This window comes from Veillonella magna DSM 19857, assembly GCF_000428745.1.
GTDB lineage: Bacteria > Bacillota > Negativicutes > Veillonellales > Veillonellaceae > Veillonella_A > Veillonella_A magna.
The window spans coordinates 157,643-174,796 of sequence record NZ_AUAN01000003.1; the positions used below are offsets into that span (position 1 = coordinate 157,643).

General features: G+C 42.0%; 17 protein-coding genes and 3 tRNA genes. 17 read left to right on the forward strand and 3 right to left on the reverse strand.

Going from position 1 to position 17,154, the window contains the following annotated elements:
• Window positions 1–62: 62 nt before the first annotated feature.
• Window positions 63–887: a class I SAM-dependent methyltransferase gene (locus G344_RS0100725; RefSeq protein ID WP_028254512.1), complete on the forward strand. Its 825-nt coding sequence runs from the start codon at window positions 63–65 to the stop codon at window positions 885–887.
• Window positions 888–1,092: 205 nt separating this feature from the next.
• Here G344_RS0100725 and pepT read toward each other — a convergent pair whose 3' ends face one another.
• Complete coding sequence (pepT, locus tag G344_RS0100730) at window positions 1,093–2,367, reverse strand: peptidase T (protein WP_038154606.1); 1,275 nt, start codon at window positions 2,365–2,367, stop codon at window positions 1,093–1,095.
• A 155-nt stretch (window positions 2,368–2,522) separates the two neighbouring features.
• Window positions 2,523–4,067 (reverse strand): AbgT family transporter, encoded by a 1,545-nt coding sequence (locus tag G344_RS0100735; protein ID WP_028254514.1) that lies wholly within the window; start codon window positions 4,065–4,067, stop codon window positions 2,523–2,525.
• Between the two features lie 246 nt (window positions 4,068–4,313).
• Here G344_RS0100735 and rpsF point away from each other — a divergent pair, with 246 nt between their 5' ends.
• The 10 genes from rpsF to G344_RS0100785 all read left to right on the forward strand — a co-directional run bounded on the left by rpsF (window position 4,314) and on the right by G344_RS0100785 (window position 10,686).
• On the forward strand, window positions 4,314–4,598 hold the full coding sequence (rpsF, locus tag G344_RS0100740) for a 30S ribosomal protein S6 (protein ID WP_028254515.1): 285 nt from the start codon (window positions 4,314–4,316) through the stop codon (window positions 4,596–4,598).
• 22 nt (window positions 4,599–4,620) lie between these two features.
• Window positions 4,621–5,025: a single-stranded DNA-binding protein gene (locus G344_RS0100745; RefSeq protein WP_028254516.1), complete on the forward strand. Its 405-nt coding sequence runs from the start codon at window positions 4,621–4,623 to the stop codon at window positions 5,023–5,025.
• A 39-nt stretch (window positions 5,026–5,064) separates the two neighbouring features.
• Window positions 5,065–5,295: a 30S ribosomal protein S18 gene (gene rpsR / locus G344_RS0100750; RefSeq protein WP_028254517.1), complete on the forward strand. Its 231-nt coding sequence runs from the start codon at window positions 5,065–5,067 to the stop codon at window positions 5,293–5,295.
• A gap of 233 nt (window positions 5,296–5,528) precedes the next feature.
• Complete coding sequence (locus G344_RS0100755) at window positions 5,529–6,512, forward strand: ABC transporter substrate-binding protein (protein ID WP_028254518.1); 984 nt, start codon at window positions 5,529–5,531, stop codon at window positions 6,510–6,512.
• Window positions 6,513–6,766: 254 nt separating this feature from the next.
• Complete coding sequence (locus G344_RS0100760) at window positions 6,767–8,077, forward strand: dicarboxylate/amino acid:cation symporter (RefSeq protein ID WP_028254519.1); 1,311 nt, start codon at window positions 6,767–6,769, stop codon at window positions 8,075–8,077.
• Window positions 8,078–8,273: 196 nt separating this feature from the next.
• Window positions 8,274–8,349 (forward strand) — tRNA-Asp (locus tag G344_RS0100765).
• Between the two features lie 13 nt (window positions 8,350–8,362).
• A tRNA-Phe gene (locus G344_RS0100770) sits at window positions 8,363–8,438 on the forward strand.
• 12 nt (window positions 8,439–8,450) lie between these two features.
• A tRNA-Leu gene (locus G344_RS0100775) sits at window positions 8,451–8,536 on the forward strand.
• A gap of 115 nt (window positions 8,537–8,651) precedes the next feature.
• Window positions 8,652–9,602: a 2-hydroxyacid dehydrogenase gene (locus tag G344_RS0100780; protein ID WP_028254520.1), complete on the forward strand. Its 951-nt coding sequence runs from the start codon at window positions 8,652–8,654 to the stop codon at window positions 9,600–9,602.
• A 292-nt stretch (window positions 9,603–9,894) separates the two neighbouring features.
• Window positions 9,895–10,686: a ferredoxin reductase domain-containing protein gene (locus G344_RS0100785; protein WP_156886121.1), complete on the forward strand. Its 792-nt coding sequence runs from the start codon at window positions 9,895–9,897 to the stop codon at window positions 10,684–10,686.
• Window positions 10,687–10,816: 130 nt separating this feature from the next.
• Here the strand turns inward: G344_RS0100785 and G344_RS0100790 are convergent, their stop codons facing one another.
• Complete coding sequence (locus tag G344_RS0100790) at window positions 10,817–11,614, reverse strand: carbon-nitrogen family hydrolase (protein WP_028254522.1); 798 nt, start codon at window positions 11,612–11,614, stop codon at window positions 10,817–10,819.
• Window positions 11,615–11,856: 242 nt separating this feature from the next.
• On the opposite strand from G344_RS0100790, the gene G344_RS0100795 reads away from it, so the two are divergent.
• From G344_RS0100795 to G344_RS12085, 6 genes are all read left to right on the forward strand, one after another.
• Window positions 11,857–12,666 carry a polysaccharide deacetylase family protein gene (locus G344_RS0100795; protein WP_028254523.1) on the forward strand — a complete coding sequence of 270 codons (810 nt, stop codon included), beginning with the start codon at window positions 11,857–11,859 and terminating at the stop codon, window positions 12,664–12,666.
• 19 nt (window positions 12,667–12,685) lie between these two features.
• Window positions 12,686–13,633: a phosphodiester glycosidase family protein gene (locus tag G344_RS0100800; protein ID WP_028254524.1), complete on the forward strand. Its 948-nt coding sequence runs from the start codon at window positions 12,686–12,688 to the stop codon at window positions 13,631–13,633.
• Between the two features lie 11 nt (window positions 13,634–13,644).
• Window positions 13,645–14,577, forward strand: a complete 933-nt coding sequence (locus G344_RS0100805; RefSeq protein WP_028254525.1) for a hypothetical protein — start codon at window positions 13,645–13,647, stop codon at window positions 14,575–14,577.
• A 124-nt stretch (window positions 14,578–14,701) separates the two neighbouring features.
• Window positions 14,702–15,022 (forward strand): hypothetical protein, encoded by a 321-nt coding sequence (locus tag G344_RS0100810; RefSeq protein ID WP_028254526.1) that lies wholly within the window; start codon window positions 14,702–14,704, stop codon window positions 15,020–15,022.
• Window positions 15,023–15,269: 247 nt separating this feature from the next.
• The gene (locus tag G344_RS10385) at window positions 15,270–16,676 is read left to right on the forward strand and encodes a pyruvate carboxylase subunit B (RefSeq protein WP_051245627.1); all 1,407 of its coding nucleotides are present in this window, start codon (window positions 15,270–15,272) and stop codon (window positions 16,674–16,676) included.
• Between the two features lie 318 nt (window positions 16,677–16,994).
• On the forward strand, window positions 16,995–17,154 hold a 160-nt coding region (locus G344_RS12085), incomplete at its 3' end, for a transposase-like zinc-binding domain-containing protein (protein ID WP_420864492.1).

Sequence of the window (17,154 nt, forward strand, 5' to 3'; positions counted from 1 at the left end):
ATATAAATATAAGAATAAATCTCAAATAAAATAAAAGGATATAAATTAGAAAGGAAGGTTGTATGGAAACCGTTGTAAATACAGTAAATGTATCTTTAGATGCATGGCGTGAAGAACAAAAGGCTTGGAACGATCGTTCTGATTTTTTTGTAGAACTCCATGAACGTGATGACCGAAAAGCACAGGTAGTTTATTTTTTGAATTATTTAGAAAAGAAGGGGCTGTTACCTAAAGAGGGAGCGGCTACATTGGACATTGGCTGTGGTGTAGGTGATTATGCGTTGGGCTTGGCAAAGAAAGGTTATGAAGCGCATGGTATTGATTTGTCTGATGGTATGATCAAAGGAGGACAAGAACTAGCCAAGCGAGAAGGCACGGCGCTAAAGCTTTTTGTTGGGCCGTGGTCGGAAGAAACAAGGCAGTCATTGGAGTGGAATCGTAAATTTGATTTGACGTATAGCTTCTTTTGTCCAGTTATGTTTGATAAGGCAAATGTAGCGGCTATGTCTCAAACATCTAAAGATAAATGCTTGTTAGTTGTCTTTGCGGATCGTCATGATACTATAGTAGAAGCGTTGACCCAGCATTTTTATGGCACACAGGATACGTTTGATTGGCAGTCTCAAGTAGATGGCTGCATTTCGGTGGCGCATCAGGTGGGAAAAGACGTAAATGTAGACTATATTACAACACCGGAAGAAGAAGCATTCGATATGGAGGCGGCTATTGAGTATTTTATGCTTCGGTTATATAGTGAAGAGTGGGGAACAAAGGAAGCTATGAAGGCAGCCATGAAGGATGCTTTGCAGCCGTATGTTAAGGAAGACGGTAAGGTACATAATGTAACGGAAGACAAAGTTGCATGGATTTCGTGGACAGTAAAATAAATTATCACTAAATGAATAGACCCGTATATATTTTTACCAGTAATCATGGACAGGCCAAGACTTCTGTATAAAATATGTACGGGTCTTTTTATAAAGTTAAACAGTTTAGAAATAATTTTGAGTAGTATCTAGAAAGAGGGACTAGCGTATTGTGGTTAGTACTCTTTTCTAAAATTATTTTATTAATAGAAATGCTAAATTTGTATTAGGCGTTTCCTTGCTCGGCAGTAAGAGTAATAAGTGTAAGAGCCATTTTGCAGGAGGCCACAAAAGAGGGTAACGGAAGAAACTCATTACGAGAATGGAAATTATGAGCGCCGGTAAAGAAATTAGGCGTAGGTATACCTTGGGTAGAAATATAAGATCCATCCGTACCACCGCGCATGGCGATAGTTTTAGGTGTGATGCCCAGGCGACCCATTGCTTGATATACATAATCGATAGCATAATGGTTGTCCGAAGTAATTGCATCTTCGATATTACCATAAACATCGTCGATGGTAAGTGTTAATTTGGCACGCGGATACCGCTTTTGTAAAAAGTTTACTGCTTCTCGAATATAGGCTTTTTTTGCTTCGTAACGATCTTTGTGATGATCGCGAATGTTTAGGCTTACCGTGGCTGTTCGTTGGTTGGAGTTGATGGCTTGCACCCAAATATAACCATCGGTGCCATCCGTATTTTCCGGCGTTTCCAAACGATTGAAATAATTGGCAAAGTCTACGGCTATCAAGGTAGGGTTAAGTAATACGCCCTTGGCTGACATAGGATGTGCACTGACCCCTTCGATTGTCAATGTTCCTTGCCCCGCGTTAAAGGTTTGGTATACAACCTCGCCGATTTCGCAAGAATCAATAGTATAGGCAAATTGTACAGGGAAGCGATTAAAATCCATATGCTTGGCGCCTACAAGACCTATTTCTTCATCGGGCACAAAGGCAACGTATATATCGCCATGTAATAGGGAGGGCGTATCACGGAGCACTTGTAGTGCCGTCATTATTGTAGAGATAGCGGCTTTGTTGTCGGCACCAAGAACACTGAGCCCATCTGTGACGAGAATCTCCTGTCCCTTATAGGGGAGAAGTTCGGGGTGCTCGGCCGGATCTAGATAGATTTGTTCTTCTTTGTTTAAACAGATGGGGGCGCCTGTGAAGGTAACCCGTTGAGGTCTAATGGATGGGCGTAGACCGACATCGACTGTGTCAAGATGGGCACAAAATCCCATAGACGGTATAGAACTCTTACAATTTTTAGGTAAATAGCCGGTGAGTACTCCGTATTCACTAAGGTGTAGATTATGAAGTCCCATAGAAGTAAGCTCTTCCTTGAGTAATTCGGCTAGTTCGCGTTGCCCCGGTGTGCTGGGAACAATGGTAGAGGAGGCATCGCTTTGGGAACTTACCGAAGTGTAACGGAAGAAACGCGTTACGAGATCTTCTTGCAAAATGTTGTCGTCGGGATAGAGATTAATAGACATGGTTTACTCCTTTCGGCTTTTGTTGTTTTATCAAAAGATGTGGTAATCGTTAAAGAAATAAAACGTTTCCGTAATGTGTTAAATGCCTTAACATGCTGGAGATACTGCTATTTGTTAGGGATGATAATATAAATTAACAATAGTAAGAATAAAAGTTAAGGTCTAGGGTAGATGTATGATGCTTGTAAGCCTAAGGGAATATCAAAGGCCCACATCAAGTACAATACTATAGTCAGTGAAATGAGTAGCCCTATAGTATAAGGAAGCATCATAGAGCTTAAGGTACCGATACCACTTTCCTTCACATATTTTTGACAATACGTAATGATGAGTGGATAAAATGCAAACATAGGAGTTACTACGTTAACAGCCGAGTCTGATACACGAAAGGCCACTTGCGTCAGTTCGGGAGCAATGCCTACACCCATTAGCATTGGTACGAATATCGGTGCCAAGATAGCCCATTTGGCCGATGCAGAGGTGATGATCAGATTTAATAGGGCAACGAAGAAGATAATCCCGAAGATAGTGAGCTGTGGCGGCAAAGCCAGGCCTTGCAGAAATTCGGCACCGGAAATGGCAAGTAAAGCACCAATTTGTGAAGCATTAAATGCATATAAAAATTGTGCTGCAAAGAAATAGAATACGATAAGTTGTACTAACGTGTGAGTAATATCTTCCATGGATTTTGTAAAATCTTTTGTACTTTTAAAGGTGCCGGCAGCTATACCGTATACGATACCAATACCACCAGTGAAGAGAAAAATTAATGCGACGATAGACTGCATAATGGGGGCTTTAAAACTGGCGATGGTACCGTCGGGTGCACGCCACGGGCTATCCGCCGGTAGAAGGCCCCAAACGAGACCGATAGCCATGAGCACCAGAAAGCCGGTGGCAAGAAAGAATGCCCTGTTTTCACGCGGGGTGATGGCTGTGGACGCATTGTGCTCTACCTGCAAGGATTCATCAAGAGGATACATTTTCCATAGCCAGGGTTCAACGATGCGCTCAGTAATAAACCAACAGGTGGGAATAACGATGAAGGTAGCTATAAAGGCGTAATAAAAATTACATAATACATTGACCAAATACGTAGGGTCGATAATTTGTGCCGCACTTTGAGTAAATCCTTGAATTACAGGGTCGATAGCTGACGGTGTATAATTGGCGGCAAAGGCGCCGGCAATTCCGGCAAATGATGCTGCAATTCCAGCCAACGGGTGCTTTCCGGAAGCGTAGAACATGTAAGCTGCAATAGGGATAATAATAACATACCCGGAATCCGGACCGAGATGACTAAGCATGCCTACAAGGATAACCACCGGTGTAATGGCCTTTTGCGGTGTAATAGAGAGGAGCTTTCGTAATGCAATATTTAAGTAACCGGATCCTTCGGCAATACCTACGCCTAGGGTAGCTACGATAACCATGGCCAACGGAGGGAATCCGGAATAGTTGGTTACCATTTTGCTCATCAACGTGATGAGTGACTGCGGACTAAGCATGTTGATGATTTGTAATTGTTTGCCTGTTGCCGGATTGACGTAGCCAAATGTCATAGTTGAGAGTATGGCAGAGATGATGCAGACAATAATAAAGGCTCCGATAAATAATATGGTAATATCAGGAACGCGATTGCCCAGGCGCTCGATAAAAGCGAGTACGCCGGTAGTTGGTTTTTGTTGTTGCGTGACCATAGAGGTGCTCCTTTCTTGTGTTAAGGACTAAGTACAGATGTTTACTTTGATTATACTATAAATTAGATTGCTAAGGATATATGTTCTCTGTATGTATACAAAATATAAATGGAGGTTTATTAAAAAATCAAATGCTACTTGCGTGATGGAAAGGTTTGTTATATAATTAAAAAGCTTGTTAATGGCAAGCACTTCCTACCCCTATGAAAGATAGGGGCATTAGTCCGAAAGAGGAGGTGATTTTGTATGAACAAATACGAAGTCATGGTTATTGTGAAACCGGCCGAAGAAGAAGCAACTAACGCTGTAATTGAAAAGATTGAGGCTTTGATTGCTCGTGTAGGCGGCACAGTAGAAAAGGTAGATCGTTGGGGCAAGCGTCGTCTTGCTTATCCGGTGAAAAAATTCACGGATGGTTTCTACGTATTGGTAAACTTTGAAGCAGCTCCGGCTGAAATCAAAGAAATCGATCGTGTGTTGAAAATCAACGATGAAGTCCTTAAACACCTGATTGTTAAACACGAAGCATAAGCAAAAGCCCTGGGAGGTAAGAATGAATTCTGTACAAATCTTAGGTAATTTAGCTCGTGACCCGGAAGTTCGCTTTACCAAAACTGGTAGAGCCGTAGCAACGTTTACCGTGGCTGCGACGAACACATATGTTGATTCCACCACCAATGAAATGAGAGAACAGACCGCTTTTATTAATTGTGTGGCTTGGGGAAAACTCGGGGAGGCAGCCGGCAACCTTCGTAAAGGTAGTCGTTGCTTCGTAGAAGGCCGTCTGCAGACGCGTTCTTATGAAACGCAGGATGGTCAAAAACGTTACGTAACCGAAGTTGTTGCCAATTTTGTAGGACAATCGCTTGATGCACAGCATGCAGCGGATTCCTTCGGAGGCGGTTCTAACTTTGATAGCTTCGGAAGCGGCAACAACGAGGAGAACATTCCGTTCTAATGTTTAGGACTCCTACTAATTCGAAAAGGAGGATTCACAATGAGAAGAGATAGAGGCAGAAAGCCAAGAAGAAAAGTTTGCAACTTCTGCGTTGATCATGTTGAAGAAATTGATTACAAGGACGTTGCTAAGCTTCGCCGTTTCACTACGGAACGCGGTAAAATTCTTCCGCGCCGTATTTCCGGCACTTGCGCTAAACATCAGCGCAAATTGACTTTAGCCATCAAACGTGCTCGTGCAATTGCTTTATTGCCGTTCACTGCTGAATAAGCTGATGACCTTGAAACCCGGTAACCGAAAGGTTGCCGGGTTCTTTGCTTTTTATAAATGGATATAATATAACAGCGACGTTGACTGCAGTTGAAATAAATAGCATTCAGGAGTATAATGGATACATCTTGCGAGCGGGCATACAATTGTCTTGTGAAAAAGCATTGTGCCAGTAAGATATATGTAGAATGGTAGAGGCTCAGTGAAGAGCCAGGTAGAAAGGAGTTTCTAGTATGTTTAAGCGTAGTATGGGAGTAGCTGTGGCGATGTTGATCATGGCCGGTGTAATGGTAGGCGGATGTGGGTCGTCCGGATCGAGTGCTGGTTCTGATTCCCCTCGAATCGGTGTCATTCAGCCGGTTGAACATCCTGCGTTGGATGCTTCGGTAAAAGGTTTTGTAGATGGTTTGGCAGAGCGTGGCTATAAAGAAGGTCAGAATATTACTATTGATCGTCAAAATGCACAGGGTGACCATGCTAATATGGAAAGCATTGCCAATCGGTTTGTAGCGGATAACGATAAGCTTGTTTTTGCGGTAGCTACATCGGCTGCACAGGTTATGGCGAATAAAACCAAAGATATACCAATTGTAGGTGCAGCAATCTTTGATTATAAAAAGGCTGATTTGATTAAAGATATGAAGGCTCCGGGAACTAATGTTACGGGAGTAACAAACTTTAATCCTTTGGAAAAGCAAGTTGATTTAATTTTGAAAGTTATGCCGAGTGTAAAAGAAATCGGAGTTGTCTATGCGTCTAGTGAGGTTAATTCGCAGGCTCAAATAGAGGCTTTCAAAGCATATGCGGCTAAGAAGGGGTTGAATGTGACGGAGGGTACGATTACCAGTGTCAACGATATCCAACAGGTAGCACAAAATCTTGTTAATCAAGGCGTAAAGGCTATTTTTGTACCAACAGATAATTTGGTGGCATCGGCTATGCCTAATTTGACGGCAGTTACCGATGCAGCAAAAGTTCCGGTATTTATTGCGGACGATAATTTATTATCTGGCGGCGGATTAATGGGCTATACGGTAGATTACTATAAATTGGGTGTACAGGCAGGTCATATGGCAGCCGATATTTTGGATGGCAAGAAAAAGCCGCAGGATATGCCGATCCAGATGCAGGATATGATGAAATTAGCTATCAATAATAGTCAGCTAACGAAATTGGGAATTACTGTTCCGGCAGATGTACCTAAGGAAGCAAAATAGCTTGTAATACATGCGGAATTAAGATAAGTTATAATTTGATTGATGTAAATAGAGGAAATACTCCGTATTGCATAAATTGTATAAGTAAAGGCAGTTGAGATTTGATTTCATCTTGGCTGCTTTTTGCTTATCATGTTGATGAAAAGTGAAGTTGTGAAGTACTGAAAGTCAATTGACATTGTCTACAAGTAGGAATATAATTATTCCCATAATTATTATAGGGTTTAAGAAAGCGTAGCTTTGGAGGGATTTTTATGGCAGAACATGATGAAAATCAAGTCAATCGCAAGGCCAAGGAAGCATTGGACAGTAGCCGAGGACAAGGCAAGCTGAAACAATTGCTTCTATGGATTGCGGCCCTTATTATAGGGGGAATTCTGGGTTGGATGAATAATCCGGGATTAAACGAATTGTTTAATTTTGTGGCATCAGTGTTTACTAGACTGTTCCAATTTATTGCGGTTCCGACAATTACATTGGCGGTTATCACCACTTTGGCAGCATTGGGGTCGAATAAAAACACAGGTCGTATTTTTGCTCATGCGGTTACTTATACGCTTCTTACTACAATTTGCGCGGCAGCTGTAGGTTTAGCGCTTTATTTATGGATTCAGCCGGGCAATATTTCTGCCGATCTTATCGGCGCCGGGGTAGCTCAGGTACCTGAAAAGTTGGGTAAGATTACCTATTATGATCACTTCTTGTCGATTATACCTAATAATCTCCTGCAGCCATTCTTGTCAGGCAATGTATTGTCGGTAATGCTTATTGCGGCGGCTGTAGGTTTGGCATTAGCTTTTATGCCTAAAACAGAAAATCGTGATGCCTTCTTAAAAATTTTGTTAGGCTTCCAGGAAGTATTATTTACATTAATTCGTGCATTGCTTTGGATTTTGCCGGTGGGCATTTTGGCTTTTGCGGCTCAGTTGGCAGCACAAATCGAAGCTGGTGTTATTGTCGGCGCGCTTGGTAAATATACGGCCATTGTTATCGGTGGGAACTTGATTCAGTTCTTTATTGTGATTCCGCTGTTCCTAATTGCTCGTGGGTTGAATCCTATAACAGTATTCAAAAAAATGTCACCGGCTGTTATGGTGGCACTCTTTACTAAAAGCTCGGCAGGTACTTTGCCTGTAACGTTGGCTTCGGCAGAACAGAATTTAAAAGCCAATACAGCAGTATCTCGGTTTGTGTTACCGATTTGTACGACTATTAATATGAATGGCTGTGCGGCATTTATTTTGGTAACGTCTCTTTTCTTGATGCAGAATGCAGGGATGGAATTATCGTTAGGTGAAATGATAGGCTGGCTCTTTATTGCCGTACTGGCAGCCGTAGGTAACGCAGGCGTACCGATGGGATGTTACTTCTTGACGTTGTCCTTGATGTCGTCTATTGGCGCGCCGATTGGTCTTATGGGGGTTATTTTGCCGATTTATACTATTATTGATATGATTGAAACGGCAGAAAATGTATGGTCTGATTCGGCAGTATGTGCTATGACGGATAAGGATTTGCAAGGTAAGCTTACCGATGAAGACCAAGCATTGGCACCAAGCATTTAACTTTATAATGATATTGGAATAATGATATTGGAAGTTGAATAACATCTATAAACATATACGAGAGAGAGTTTCTTAAGCCCTAATTAAAATATCGCTTTACGTGTTAACGTAAAGCGATATTTTTTAAAAAAAGACTTGCAATTTAAAAGTAAACATGATATATTATACAAGTACCTGACGTGAGCGTCAGATACGCGGCCCCGTGGTGTAGCGGTTAACATGTCGCCCTGTCACGGCGAAGATCGTCAGTTCAAATCTGATCGGGGTCGCCATTTTTTTATTCATGCCTCGGTAGCTCAGTCGGTAGAGCAACGGACTGAAAATCCGTGTGTCGACAGTTCGATTCTGTCCTGAGGCACCATTAAAAGAATATGCGGTTGTGGTGGAATGGCAGACACGCCATCTTGAGGGGGTGGTGAGCGTACGCTCGTATGGGTTCAAGTCCCATCAACCGCACCAAGCGTAAGAGTACATCGTGAGTATGACGATGTACTCTTTTTTATATTATTGCGTTGATGTTGATTTGTTGCTATCATTGAAGTATCACATATAGTTGTACGAAAAGGAGTCTCTTATGAATGATAAAACCGTAGTACTTAATGCAGGCTTGGTAAATTATGATGGTAATGTAGATTATTCATCTATTGCTTCTGAGGTTATTATTTATGATGAAACACCGGAAGATCTGATTTTGGAACGTGTTCAAGGTGCTACTGTAGTAGTGACGAAAGAAATGAAGGTGCCGGGTAAGATTATTCGTCAATTCCCGGATAGCGTGAAGATGATTTGTGAAGCAGGTACGGGATACAACAATATTGATCTTGATGCAGTTCGAGAAAAAGGGATTATGCTCTGTAATATTCCGACATATAGTAGTGAACGCGTAGCTCACACGGGAATTATGATGATGCTGAATTTAGCCAGTGAAATGCAAAAGCAGATACGTATGTTGGCAGAGGGGAATCATGATAATTTCCACAAGCATTTAATGGTCAAACATGTAGAGTTAAACGGAAAGACATTGGGACTCATCGGTTATGGTAATATTGCAAAAGAAATGAGTAAGGTAGCTCAAGCATTGGGAATGCGTGTCATTGTTTCAACAAGAACACCTCGCGAAGATAGTGAGGGTGTACACTTCACAGATTTTGATACCGTGCTACGAGAAAGTGATTTTCTGTCATTGAATTGTCCATTGAATGAAACAACACGGCACATGATTAATAAAGCAGCATTAGATAAGATGAAATCTTCCGCATATATTATTAATACCGCACGAGGTGCTCTTATTGATGAGGAAGCATTGATTAGAGCCTTACAAGAAGGAGTTATTGCCGGAGCCGGTTTAGACGTACAAGAAGTAGAGCCCTTAGACGAGAACAGTCCATTATTTACGATGGACTCTGTTATTATTACTCCGCATATGGGATGGCGCGGCTTAGAAACGAGACGGCGTTTAATTGATTTGTTGCGGGAGAACATTAAGGCTTTCGCGAAGGGACAACCGATTAATCGCGTCGATTAATCGAGAGTATGTATAAATTTTTTCGCCTAAAGCGGGAGTGTATGATAAGCTCTTTTTTCTTATAAGTAATAGGATATACAATGAAAATCCGTTGTCGGTAATCACATCGCGATATACAATGTGATGTTCGCAACGGATTTTTTGTTGCATCTACATCTAAAAAGAGGAATTTTAAATATGAGTGAAGAATAATAAAAATGACATCTGTACATTGTGATGAAGAGTGTGCGAAAACTACGGACGAAAGAGTAATGCGGATGCCGCAACACATATGTATAAAAGGAGTTCTCTGGTGAGAATGAAAGGAGTGACGTTTGTGGCTATTTATTTGGCAGATATCAAAGACTGTAAAAAGAAAGGAACATCGTTACGTACTTATACACTATATGTGCCAGAAGGCATGCATTGGACCGGTGGTGCTCATATGCGCGTGGCGCTCTACGAGGGATTGTCGCCGGAGCTGGCACAAAAGATAAAGCAAGCTGATAAAGAAACACGGTGCGCATTGTTGGGCGGAATAACGGAAGCCGATTTTGATCCTGCGTTTACGAGAACGTTTTCTATTTCTACTAGAGAATGTGATAATGCGATTGTATTTTCTACGCGTATAGCTGCGGAGCCGTCCTTATTTAAAAAGACCCTAGGAGAGTATCAAGTAGGTGACGGGATTTTTATTTTGACATCGGCTACGCATCTTCGTGTTCCGCCGAAGGGTCCTATTGTAGCTTTGACTATGGGCGTTGGTCTGTCCAGTTTGCATGCATTTATTCGTGATCTACTGGAAGCCGGTGGTGATGGTCCTATTCTTTCGTTAAATGTAGCCGAACCATTGGAAGAGTTGACCGAACTGGAAGTACACGATGAACGTGTGCGTTATATGTATAAGAATAATAGATATAGTTTTGAACAAGCAGTAAAAAAACTAATGGAAGACAGTATTTTAGTAGAACAAGGACGTTTTATTGTTATCGGCGGTCATCGTTTTATGAAAGAGTGGATAGCTTTTTTAGAAAACAATGGAGTGGCACAAGATAGAATTTTCCTTGATCGACCTGATGAACAGCGAGCTATTTATATTAAATGAGATGGTGGATTATGTAGAATAAAAAGAGAGATGATTTCCGGATATGAAATCATCTCTCTTTCTTGATATAGGGGAGAGTATTATACAACGCATATGTTGTATGTGAAATGTAGTCAGAAAGGAAAGACGCTTAGTAGTCGCTACGATATAGACCGGGTTTACGATCATGAAATACATTGATGCGTTGACGAATATCTTTTAATATAGATAAATCAATACTAGCTGTCCGTACCTGCTCGGTACCGTCTAAGTGAAGAATTTCTTCGCCCCATGGATCTAATAGAAGAGAGTTACCGGCGCAGGTGACCTTCCCCAACTGACCGCAACCGTTCACGGCGCATAAGAACATTTGATTTTCTACTGCTCGGGCTATATTCAGTATTTCCCAATGACGTAAGCGAATCGTAGGCCATTGTGCAGGTACAAAGAAAAGATCTACTCCTTGTAATGCGGCGGTACGTACTAATTCGGGAAAGCGAATATCGTAACAAATGCAGCTAGAGCAAGGAATATCATCCAGCATAAAATGATGAATGTGATTACCGCCAGTAAAGAATTTTTCTTCTTTTGCCGGGCTGAAGCCATGTATTTTGTCATATTCGGAAATTACCGAACCCTGTCGGTCAAGGACGTATGTAGTATTATATACACACCCTTTTTTTACGGTAGCTACCGATCCGCCGACGATATTCACGGCATGTTTTTCGGCAAAGTCGGATAGAAAGTGGCGGGTACGCTCGCCGTCGGGATCAGCCATATCCTTGAGCGCCGGAGTCGGCGCAAAACCGGTATTCCAAGTTTCGGGCAAGACGATAATATCGGGATGACTGGCCACTGCTTCGGTAAGAAGTTGTTCGACCCGTGTATAGTTAGCCGCAACGTCACCGACAGTGACGGCGAATTGTACAAGTGCTATATTTTTTTTCATTATATTCCCTCCCTTAATAGCCAAGATGATATACACTTTCAGTATATGAGTGGGAGAAAGGCTTGTCAATATAGAGAAATTTACTGCGAAAATACTAAAAAAATGGTAAAATATATCGTAAAAGCAAAAAGAGATATAGTTGAGGGAGTTTGGCGTTGTATCGCAACAAAAATAAGTTCCTAATGATTGAATGGAAAGATACTTACAATAAATGGCGGATACGTAGGAGGTTACATGTTATCATGAAAAAAATATATATTCTCTGCGCGTTGCTCATAGGTCTTGTGGTAATCATAGCCGGATGTAGCTTTGGAGCGGCGCCGACGACAGAGTCAAAGCCCGAGGCAAAGGCTCCGGTGCAAGAGAAGGTAGCGACAGCAGTACCCAAAGGAATCCCGGTATTGATGTATCACAAAATTGGACCTGATAAGGATAATGATGCGGTGCTTCGCGAGGATTTGTTCTTAGCACAAATGAAATTTTTAAAGGACAAGGGATTCCATCCGATTACAATGGAGCAGTTATATGACTATGTAACAAGCGGTAAAGCAGTGCCCGTAAAACCGGTAGTGCTGACGTTCGATGATGGGTATGCAGATACATATTCCGTTGTGTATCCGGCGCTGAAGAAATATGGATTTGCCGCAACTGTGTATGTAAATCCCGGTGATGTAGGACAGCGATTGACGTGGGAGCAGATTAAAGAAATGAAAGATGACGGCGTTACTATTGCCAGTCATGGCTATGATCACGTACGAATGAATGAATTGTCAGCGGAGGCAAAGAAAGATAATATTGTTAAAGCACAACAAGCGCTTAAGGATAAACTGGACATTGATAATGTATGGTTTTGCTATCCTTACGGACGGGTAGATGCTCAGGCAGAAACGGCGGCCAAGGAAGCAGGTATTCGATTGGCGGTAACGATGAATCCGGGATGGGTACATCAAGGTGATAATCCACTTACATTACATCGTATTTGGATAGGTAATGCCGTTGATTTAGCGCATTTCGAAGAGCGCATTACGACAGAACAGTATACAGACTTATAATTGAGGATGGGAGATAACTATGAAATCGTTCTTTCGAAAAGCATGGGTAAAGTTTATCCTTGTTATGTTTATTTTTACCGCGGTATCAGCGCCGTTCATTGTTTTGTTCGGTCCGTTTGATAATATTAAGCGCACCGTAGTGGGGGCAATCATGCGGTCGCGGCATCCGCATTATATTACGTGGCTTTTCGACCAAGATGAGCTTAATGCCATATTAGGCTCGGTAGGAACCGTGCGCAGTCAGGACTTGTTTAAATTTAAGGCCAGAGAAGATAATACATTAAAGCTACGTAAAATTGAATCCAGTCGCTATGTAGGCTATTTATTGGAAATTCCGGATCCCCGTCGTATTCACGTAGCTACGGCGAAGAATATCCAAGAAAAAGGAGAAACTACCAGTAATATCGCCAAGGATAATGATGCGGTAGCGGCTATTAACGGCGGTGGGTTCCACGATCCGAATGGTACGGGTACAGGGCGCTTGCCGTATGGCTTTATCTTGCGCGATGGCAAATATGTTATTGGTCAGGATGTAGGCCCTGATGAAAACGTAGATTTCGTAGGCTTTACCAAGAGCGGTAACCTTATTGCCGGTAATTATAATAAGACGGAGTTAGCAGATATGGAAGCTTCCGAAGGAATTACTTTCGGACCACCATTGATTGTGAATGGTAAGAAGATGATTACCGAAGGTGATGGCGGTTGGGGGATTGGTCCGCGTACAGCCATCGGTCAGAAAAAAGATGGTACGGTTATCTTCTTAGTTATTGATGGACGTCAACCGGGATATTCTACCGGAGCGACCTTGCGTGATGTACAGGATGTTCTTTATGCCGAAGGTTGTTATATTGCCGCTAATTTAGATGGCGGTTCCAGTACGACATTGTATTATAATGGTAAAGTAGTCAATAAACCAGCGGATTTATTGGGTGAACGTATGATTCCGACGGCGTTCATTGTTAAGTAATAGGAGGCGTTATGAAATCATTCGGCAAGATTTGCACGGCCTTTGTAGTAGGCCTTCTATTACAGGGCGGTGTGTACTATTATTTGGATCAAGTATACTTGGCACCGACTACGGATTTTGCTGTAAGCAATGCATCGCAGGAAAAGGACGGCAATTTTCCTGATGTTACGGAAGGACGTAAATATTATTCGGAAGGGCATAAGTACATGGCCGTGGTTACCAATGATGCGGTTAAAATTTATACATCCGGCAAGAAAGAACCAACCAAGCTTGATCTCAAGGGGCGAATGGTAAGCTACTTCGAGTGGCTACCTGACCGTGATTTGGCAATCATGGGATTATACGGCGGACCTAAGGATGCTGTTGTGTTAGCGCGCATCGATCCGGAAAATCCGGACCATGAAGTGGATACGACAATGGAGGATTTACCATCGGATAGCCGTATCACGGAAGCGGCTTTTTCCACGGCAACTAATGTGGTATACATGAAAATTAAGGTAGCGGAGAATGCATATCGTATTTACCGTACCGATGCCAACTATGACACGCGTCGTGTGTATATGCAGGCTTCTAATATCGGTCGCATTGCAGTTTTTTATGATGAAGATCGCTTCTTCTACGATAATGTGCGTACCGGCGATGTCTTTATGTTCAACGGCACCGAGGGTGGATGGCGTGTTATCAATCCGCCGGGACGATATCGCCTTATCGGTGTTGATATGAATAAGGATATTTATATTGCCAAGGTGAATAAAGAAGACGAAGTATTATCTCTTAGCAAGGGGCGCCTTGGGGTAGGCTTTGAAACGATTCATACCTTTGATTCGCCGCAAACTTTGAGCACGATTACCGTTGCCTCAATTAAGAAAAATATGGAAGACGGTACCTATGGTACTTCTTCGTCGAAGGATGATGCAAGCGATTCATCGGATAAGAAAAAATAATAATTAGTAAAAATTATAATATTATTAAAATCTGATTAAAGATTGTAGTTGCGTAATTAGCATAGGCTAAAAGACCTGCTTTAGCAGGTCTTTTTCATAAGCGACTAAGTAAGGAGGAAATAAAATGGCTAAAATCAAAATTCAAAAGAATTTAAGTGACGCAGATATGTTTAAAGGCTTTACGGAAGAGGAAACATTTGAGAATGCCATGCTTCGCGGCGAAGGGCTTAGACAAGCGAAAATCGCCAAGAAAAAAGCTGTTGAAAATAAACAAGATGCTTTCTATCGTGAGTTCCTGACAGAAAAAATCGAGACGCAAATCGGCAAGATGCTGTTAGAGATAAAAATGGAGTATTATAAGGATGGTATAAATAATTTTTATGTCCAGGTAAAAAAAGAAGGCAAAAATATAGTTTTGGAAACAGGGCCGAAAAAATTAAAATAGTCTAAAATTAAGAAAAACAGCGCTCATAGATGATTATTCCGTATTAAAAAATGTGTTGACAAAGGCATGTATAAGTAGTCTAATAGTGTTGTGGCGTAAACAAGCCTGTCTTTATTTTTAAGATAGTGACTTGTGAGACGCAATCTGTAGAATAATGATTTGAATCGCAAACATCTGTGAAATGTGGAAGATTTTACAGAGTCGGCAGTGTTCGATTCATCTCAAATGTGAAGGAGAAGGATTAATAATGGCGAAAAAAGTGAAACTCATGGAAACCGTCCTTCGTGACGGTCATCAGTCCGTCTTGGCAACTCGTATGCGTACTAGCCAGATGGTGCCTGTATTGGAAAAATTGGATGCTATCGGTTACGATGCATTGGAATGCTGGGGCGGTGCTACATTTGATAGCTGCCTTCGTTTCCTCGATGAAGATCCATGGCAGCGTCTTCGTACCTTAAAAGCTCACATCAAGAACACGCCGCTTCAGATGTTGTTGCGCGGTCAGAACCTTCTTGGTTATAAACACTACGCTGATGACGTAGTAGAAGCTTTCGTTCGTAAAGCAAAAGAAAACGGTATCGACCGCATCCGTATTTTCGACGCATTGAACGATCCTTGGAACATGCGTGCCGCTATCGAAGCCGGTAACAAATGTGGCGTTCATGTACAGGGCACCATGGTGTATACTATCAGCCCGGTACACACGAACGAAATGTTCGTTAATGTAGCAAAAGAATTAAAAGAAATGGGTATCGACTCCCTCTGCATTAAGGATATGTCCGGTTTGCTCGCACCGTACGATGCTGCTTCCTTGATTAAGGATCTTAAGAAAGCATTGGGCGATGACATGATTATCGACTTGCACAGCCATTTCACTTGCGGTCTTGCCAGCGCTACATACATGAAAGCAGTAGAATCCGGTGTTGATATCATCGATACTGCATTGAGTCCGTTCGGTCATGCTACTTCTCAGCCGGCAACGGAAAGCATCGTTGAAATGTTCCGCGGTACTGAATATGATACCGGTTTGGACCTCAACGCTATGCGTGAATTAGCTGAATACTTCCGTGGCGTTCGTAAAGAAATCTCCGAAGAATTCGGTATTACACCGGCTCACGAAGTATTGCCGGAAGTTCGTCATTACCAGATTCCTGGCGGCATGCTCTCCAATACGCAGAACCAGTTGCGTGAAATGGGCATGGCTGACAAGTTCTTTGATGTAATGAACGAAATGCCGAAAGTTCGTGCTGACCTCGGATATCCTCCGTTGGTAACTCCGACCAGCCAGATCGTTGGTACTATGGCTATGATGAACGTAAACTTCATGGCAAACGGAATGGAACGTTATACTATGACCTCTAACGAAGTTAAAGATCTTGTTCGCGGTAAATATGGTCGCTTACCGGCACCGATTTCCGACGATATTCGCAAGAAAATCATCGGCGACGAAGAACCTATCACTTGCCGTCCGGCAGACCTCATTAAACCGGAATTGGAAAAATACCGTCAGGAATTGACCGATCACGGTTTCGAAGGCTTCAGCGACGAAGACGTATTGACTTACGCTTTGTTCCCGGAAGTTGCTCTTCAGTTCTTCGAAAAACACGCAGAACCAATTACAAGAAAAGTATTGTCCATCAACAGCCAGAAATAATTCGGGCACTAGGAAATGTGAAAAGAGAGACCTCAATGAGGTCTCTCTTTTTGTTGACATCGGCATTCGTGTTGAAGTCGATAGTTTATCGAGTGCAAAGCTTGTCGATATCTTATTAAGAGAGTTATAGGACAAAAAGTGTGGGTGAAAACCGCTATAAAACCAGTTAAGTACTGGGGTTATAGCGGTTTTATCTTTTTTGGGAGAAGATAAAGGTTGGACAAAAAGTGTGTGTAAAAATATCGATAGGCCCTTGTAAATACTGGCCTAAATAAGGTTATATCTTCCTATACAAAAACAAAAAAGGAGGAATAACATATGAAGCAAGTGATTTGTCCTAATTGCAGTCAAAAATGTATTAGACATGGAGTGTTAAAGTCAGGATCACAGCGATGGTTTTGCAAATCATGTAAAATAGCTTTTACTAATAAACTTAGCACTGCCGAGAAAGAATTACATCTATTTCTACATTGGTTAT

Coding starts and splice junctions, on each gene's coding strand:
- G344_RS0100725 (WP_028254512.1), top strand. CDS start 63: ATGGAAACCGTTGTAAATACAGTAAATGTATCTTTAGATGCATGGCGT.
- pepT (WP_038154606.1), bottom strand. CDS start 2,367: ATGTCTATTAATCTCTATCCCGACGACAACATTTTGCAAGAAGATCTC.
- G344_RS0100735 (WP_028254514.1), bottom strand. CDS start 4,067: ATGGTCACGCAACAACAAAAACCAACTACCGGCGTACTCGCTTTTATC.
- rpsF (WP_028254515.1), top strand. CDS start 4,314: ATGAACAAATACGAAGTCATGGTTATTGTGAAACCGGCCGAAGAAGAA.
- G344_RS0100745 (WP_028254516.1), top strand. CDS start 4,621: ATGAATTCTGTACAAATCTTAGGTAATTTAGCTCGTGACCCGGAAGTT.
- rpsR (WP_028254517.1), top strand. CDS start 5,065: ATGAGAAGAGATAGAGGCAGAAAGCCAAGAAGAAAAGTTTGCAACTTC.
- G344_RS0100755 (WP_028254518.1), top strand. CDS start 5,529: ATGTTTAAGCGTAGTATGGGAGTAGCTGTGGCGATGTTGATCATGGCC.
- G344_RS0100760 (WP_028254519.1), top strand. CDS start 6,767: ATGGCAGAACATGATGAAAATCAAGTCAATCGCAAGGCCAAGGAAGCA.
- G344_RS0100780 (WP_028254520.1), top strand. CDS start 8,652: ATGAATGATAAAACCGTAGTACTTAATGCAGGCTTGGTAAATTATGAT.
- G344_RS0100790 (WP_028254522.1), bottom strand. CDS start 11,614: ATGAAAAAAAATATAGCACTTGTACAATTCGCCGTCACTGTCGGTGAC.
- G344_RS0100795 (WP_028254523.1), top strand. CDS start 11,857: ATGAAAAAAATATATATTCTCTGCGCGTTGCTCATAGGTCTTGTGGTA.
- G344_RS0100800 (WP_028254524.1), top strand. CDS start 12,686: ATGAAATCGTTCTTTCGAAAAGCATGGGTAAAGTTTATCCTTGTTATG.
- G344_RS0100805 (WP_028254525.1), top strand. CDS start 13,645: ATGAAATCATTCGGCAAGATTTGCACGGCCTTTGTAGTAGGCCTTCTA.
- G344_RS0100810 (WP_028254526.1), top strand. CDS start 14,702: ATGGCTAAAATCAAAATTCAAAAGAATTTAAGTGACGCAGATATGTTT.
- G344_RS10385 (WP_051245627.1), top strand. CDS start 15,270: ATGGCGAAAAAAGTGAAACTCATGGAAACCGTCCTTCGTGACGGTCAT.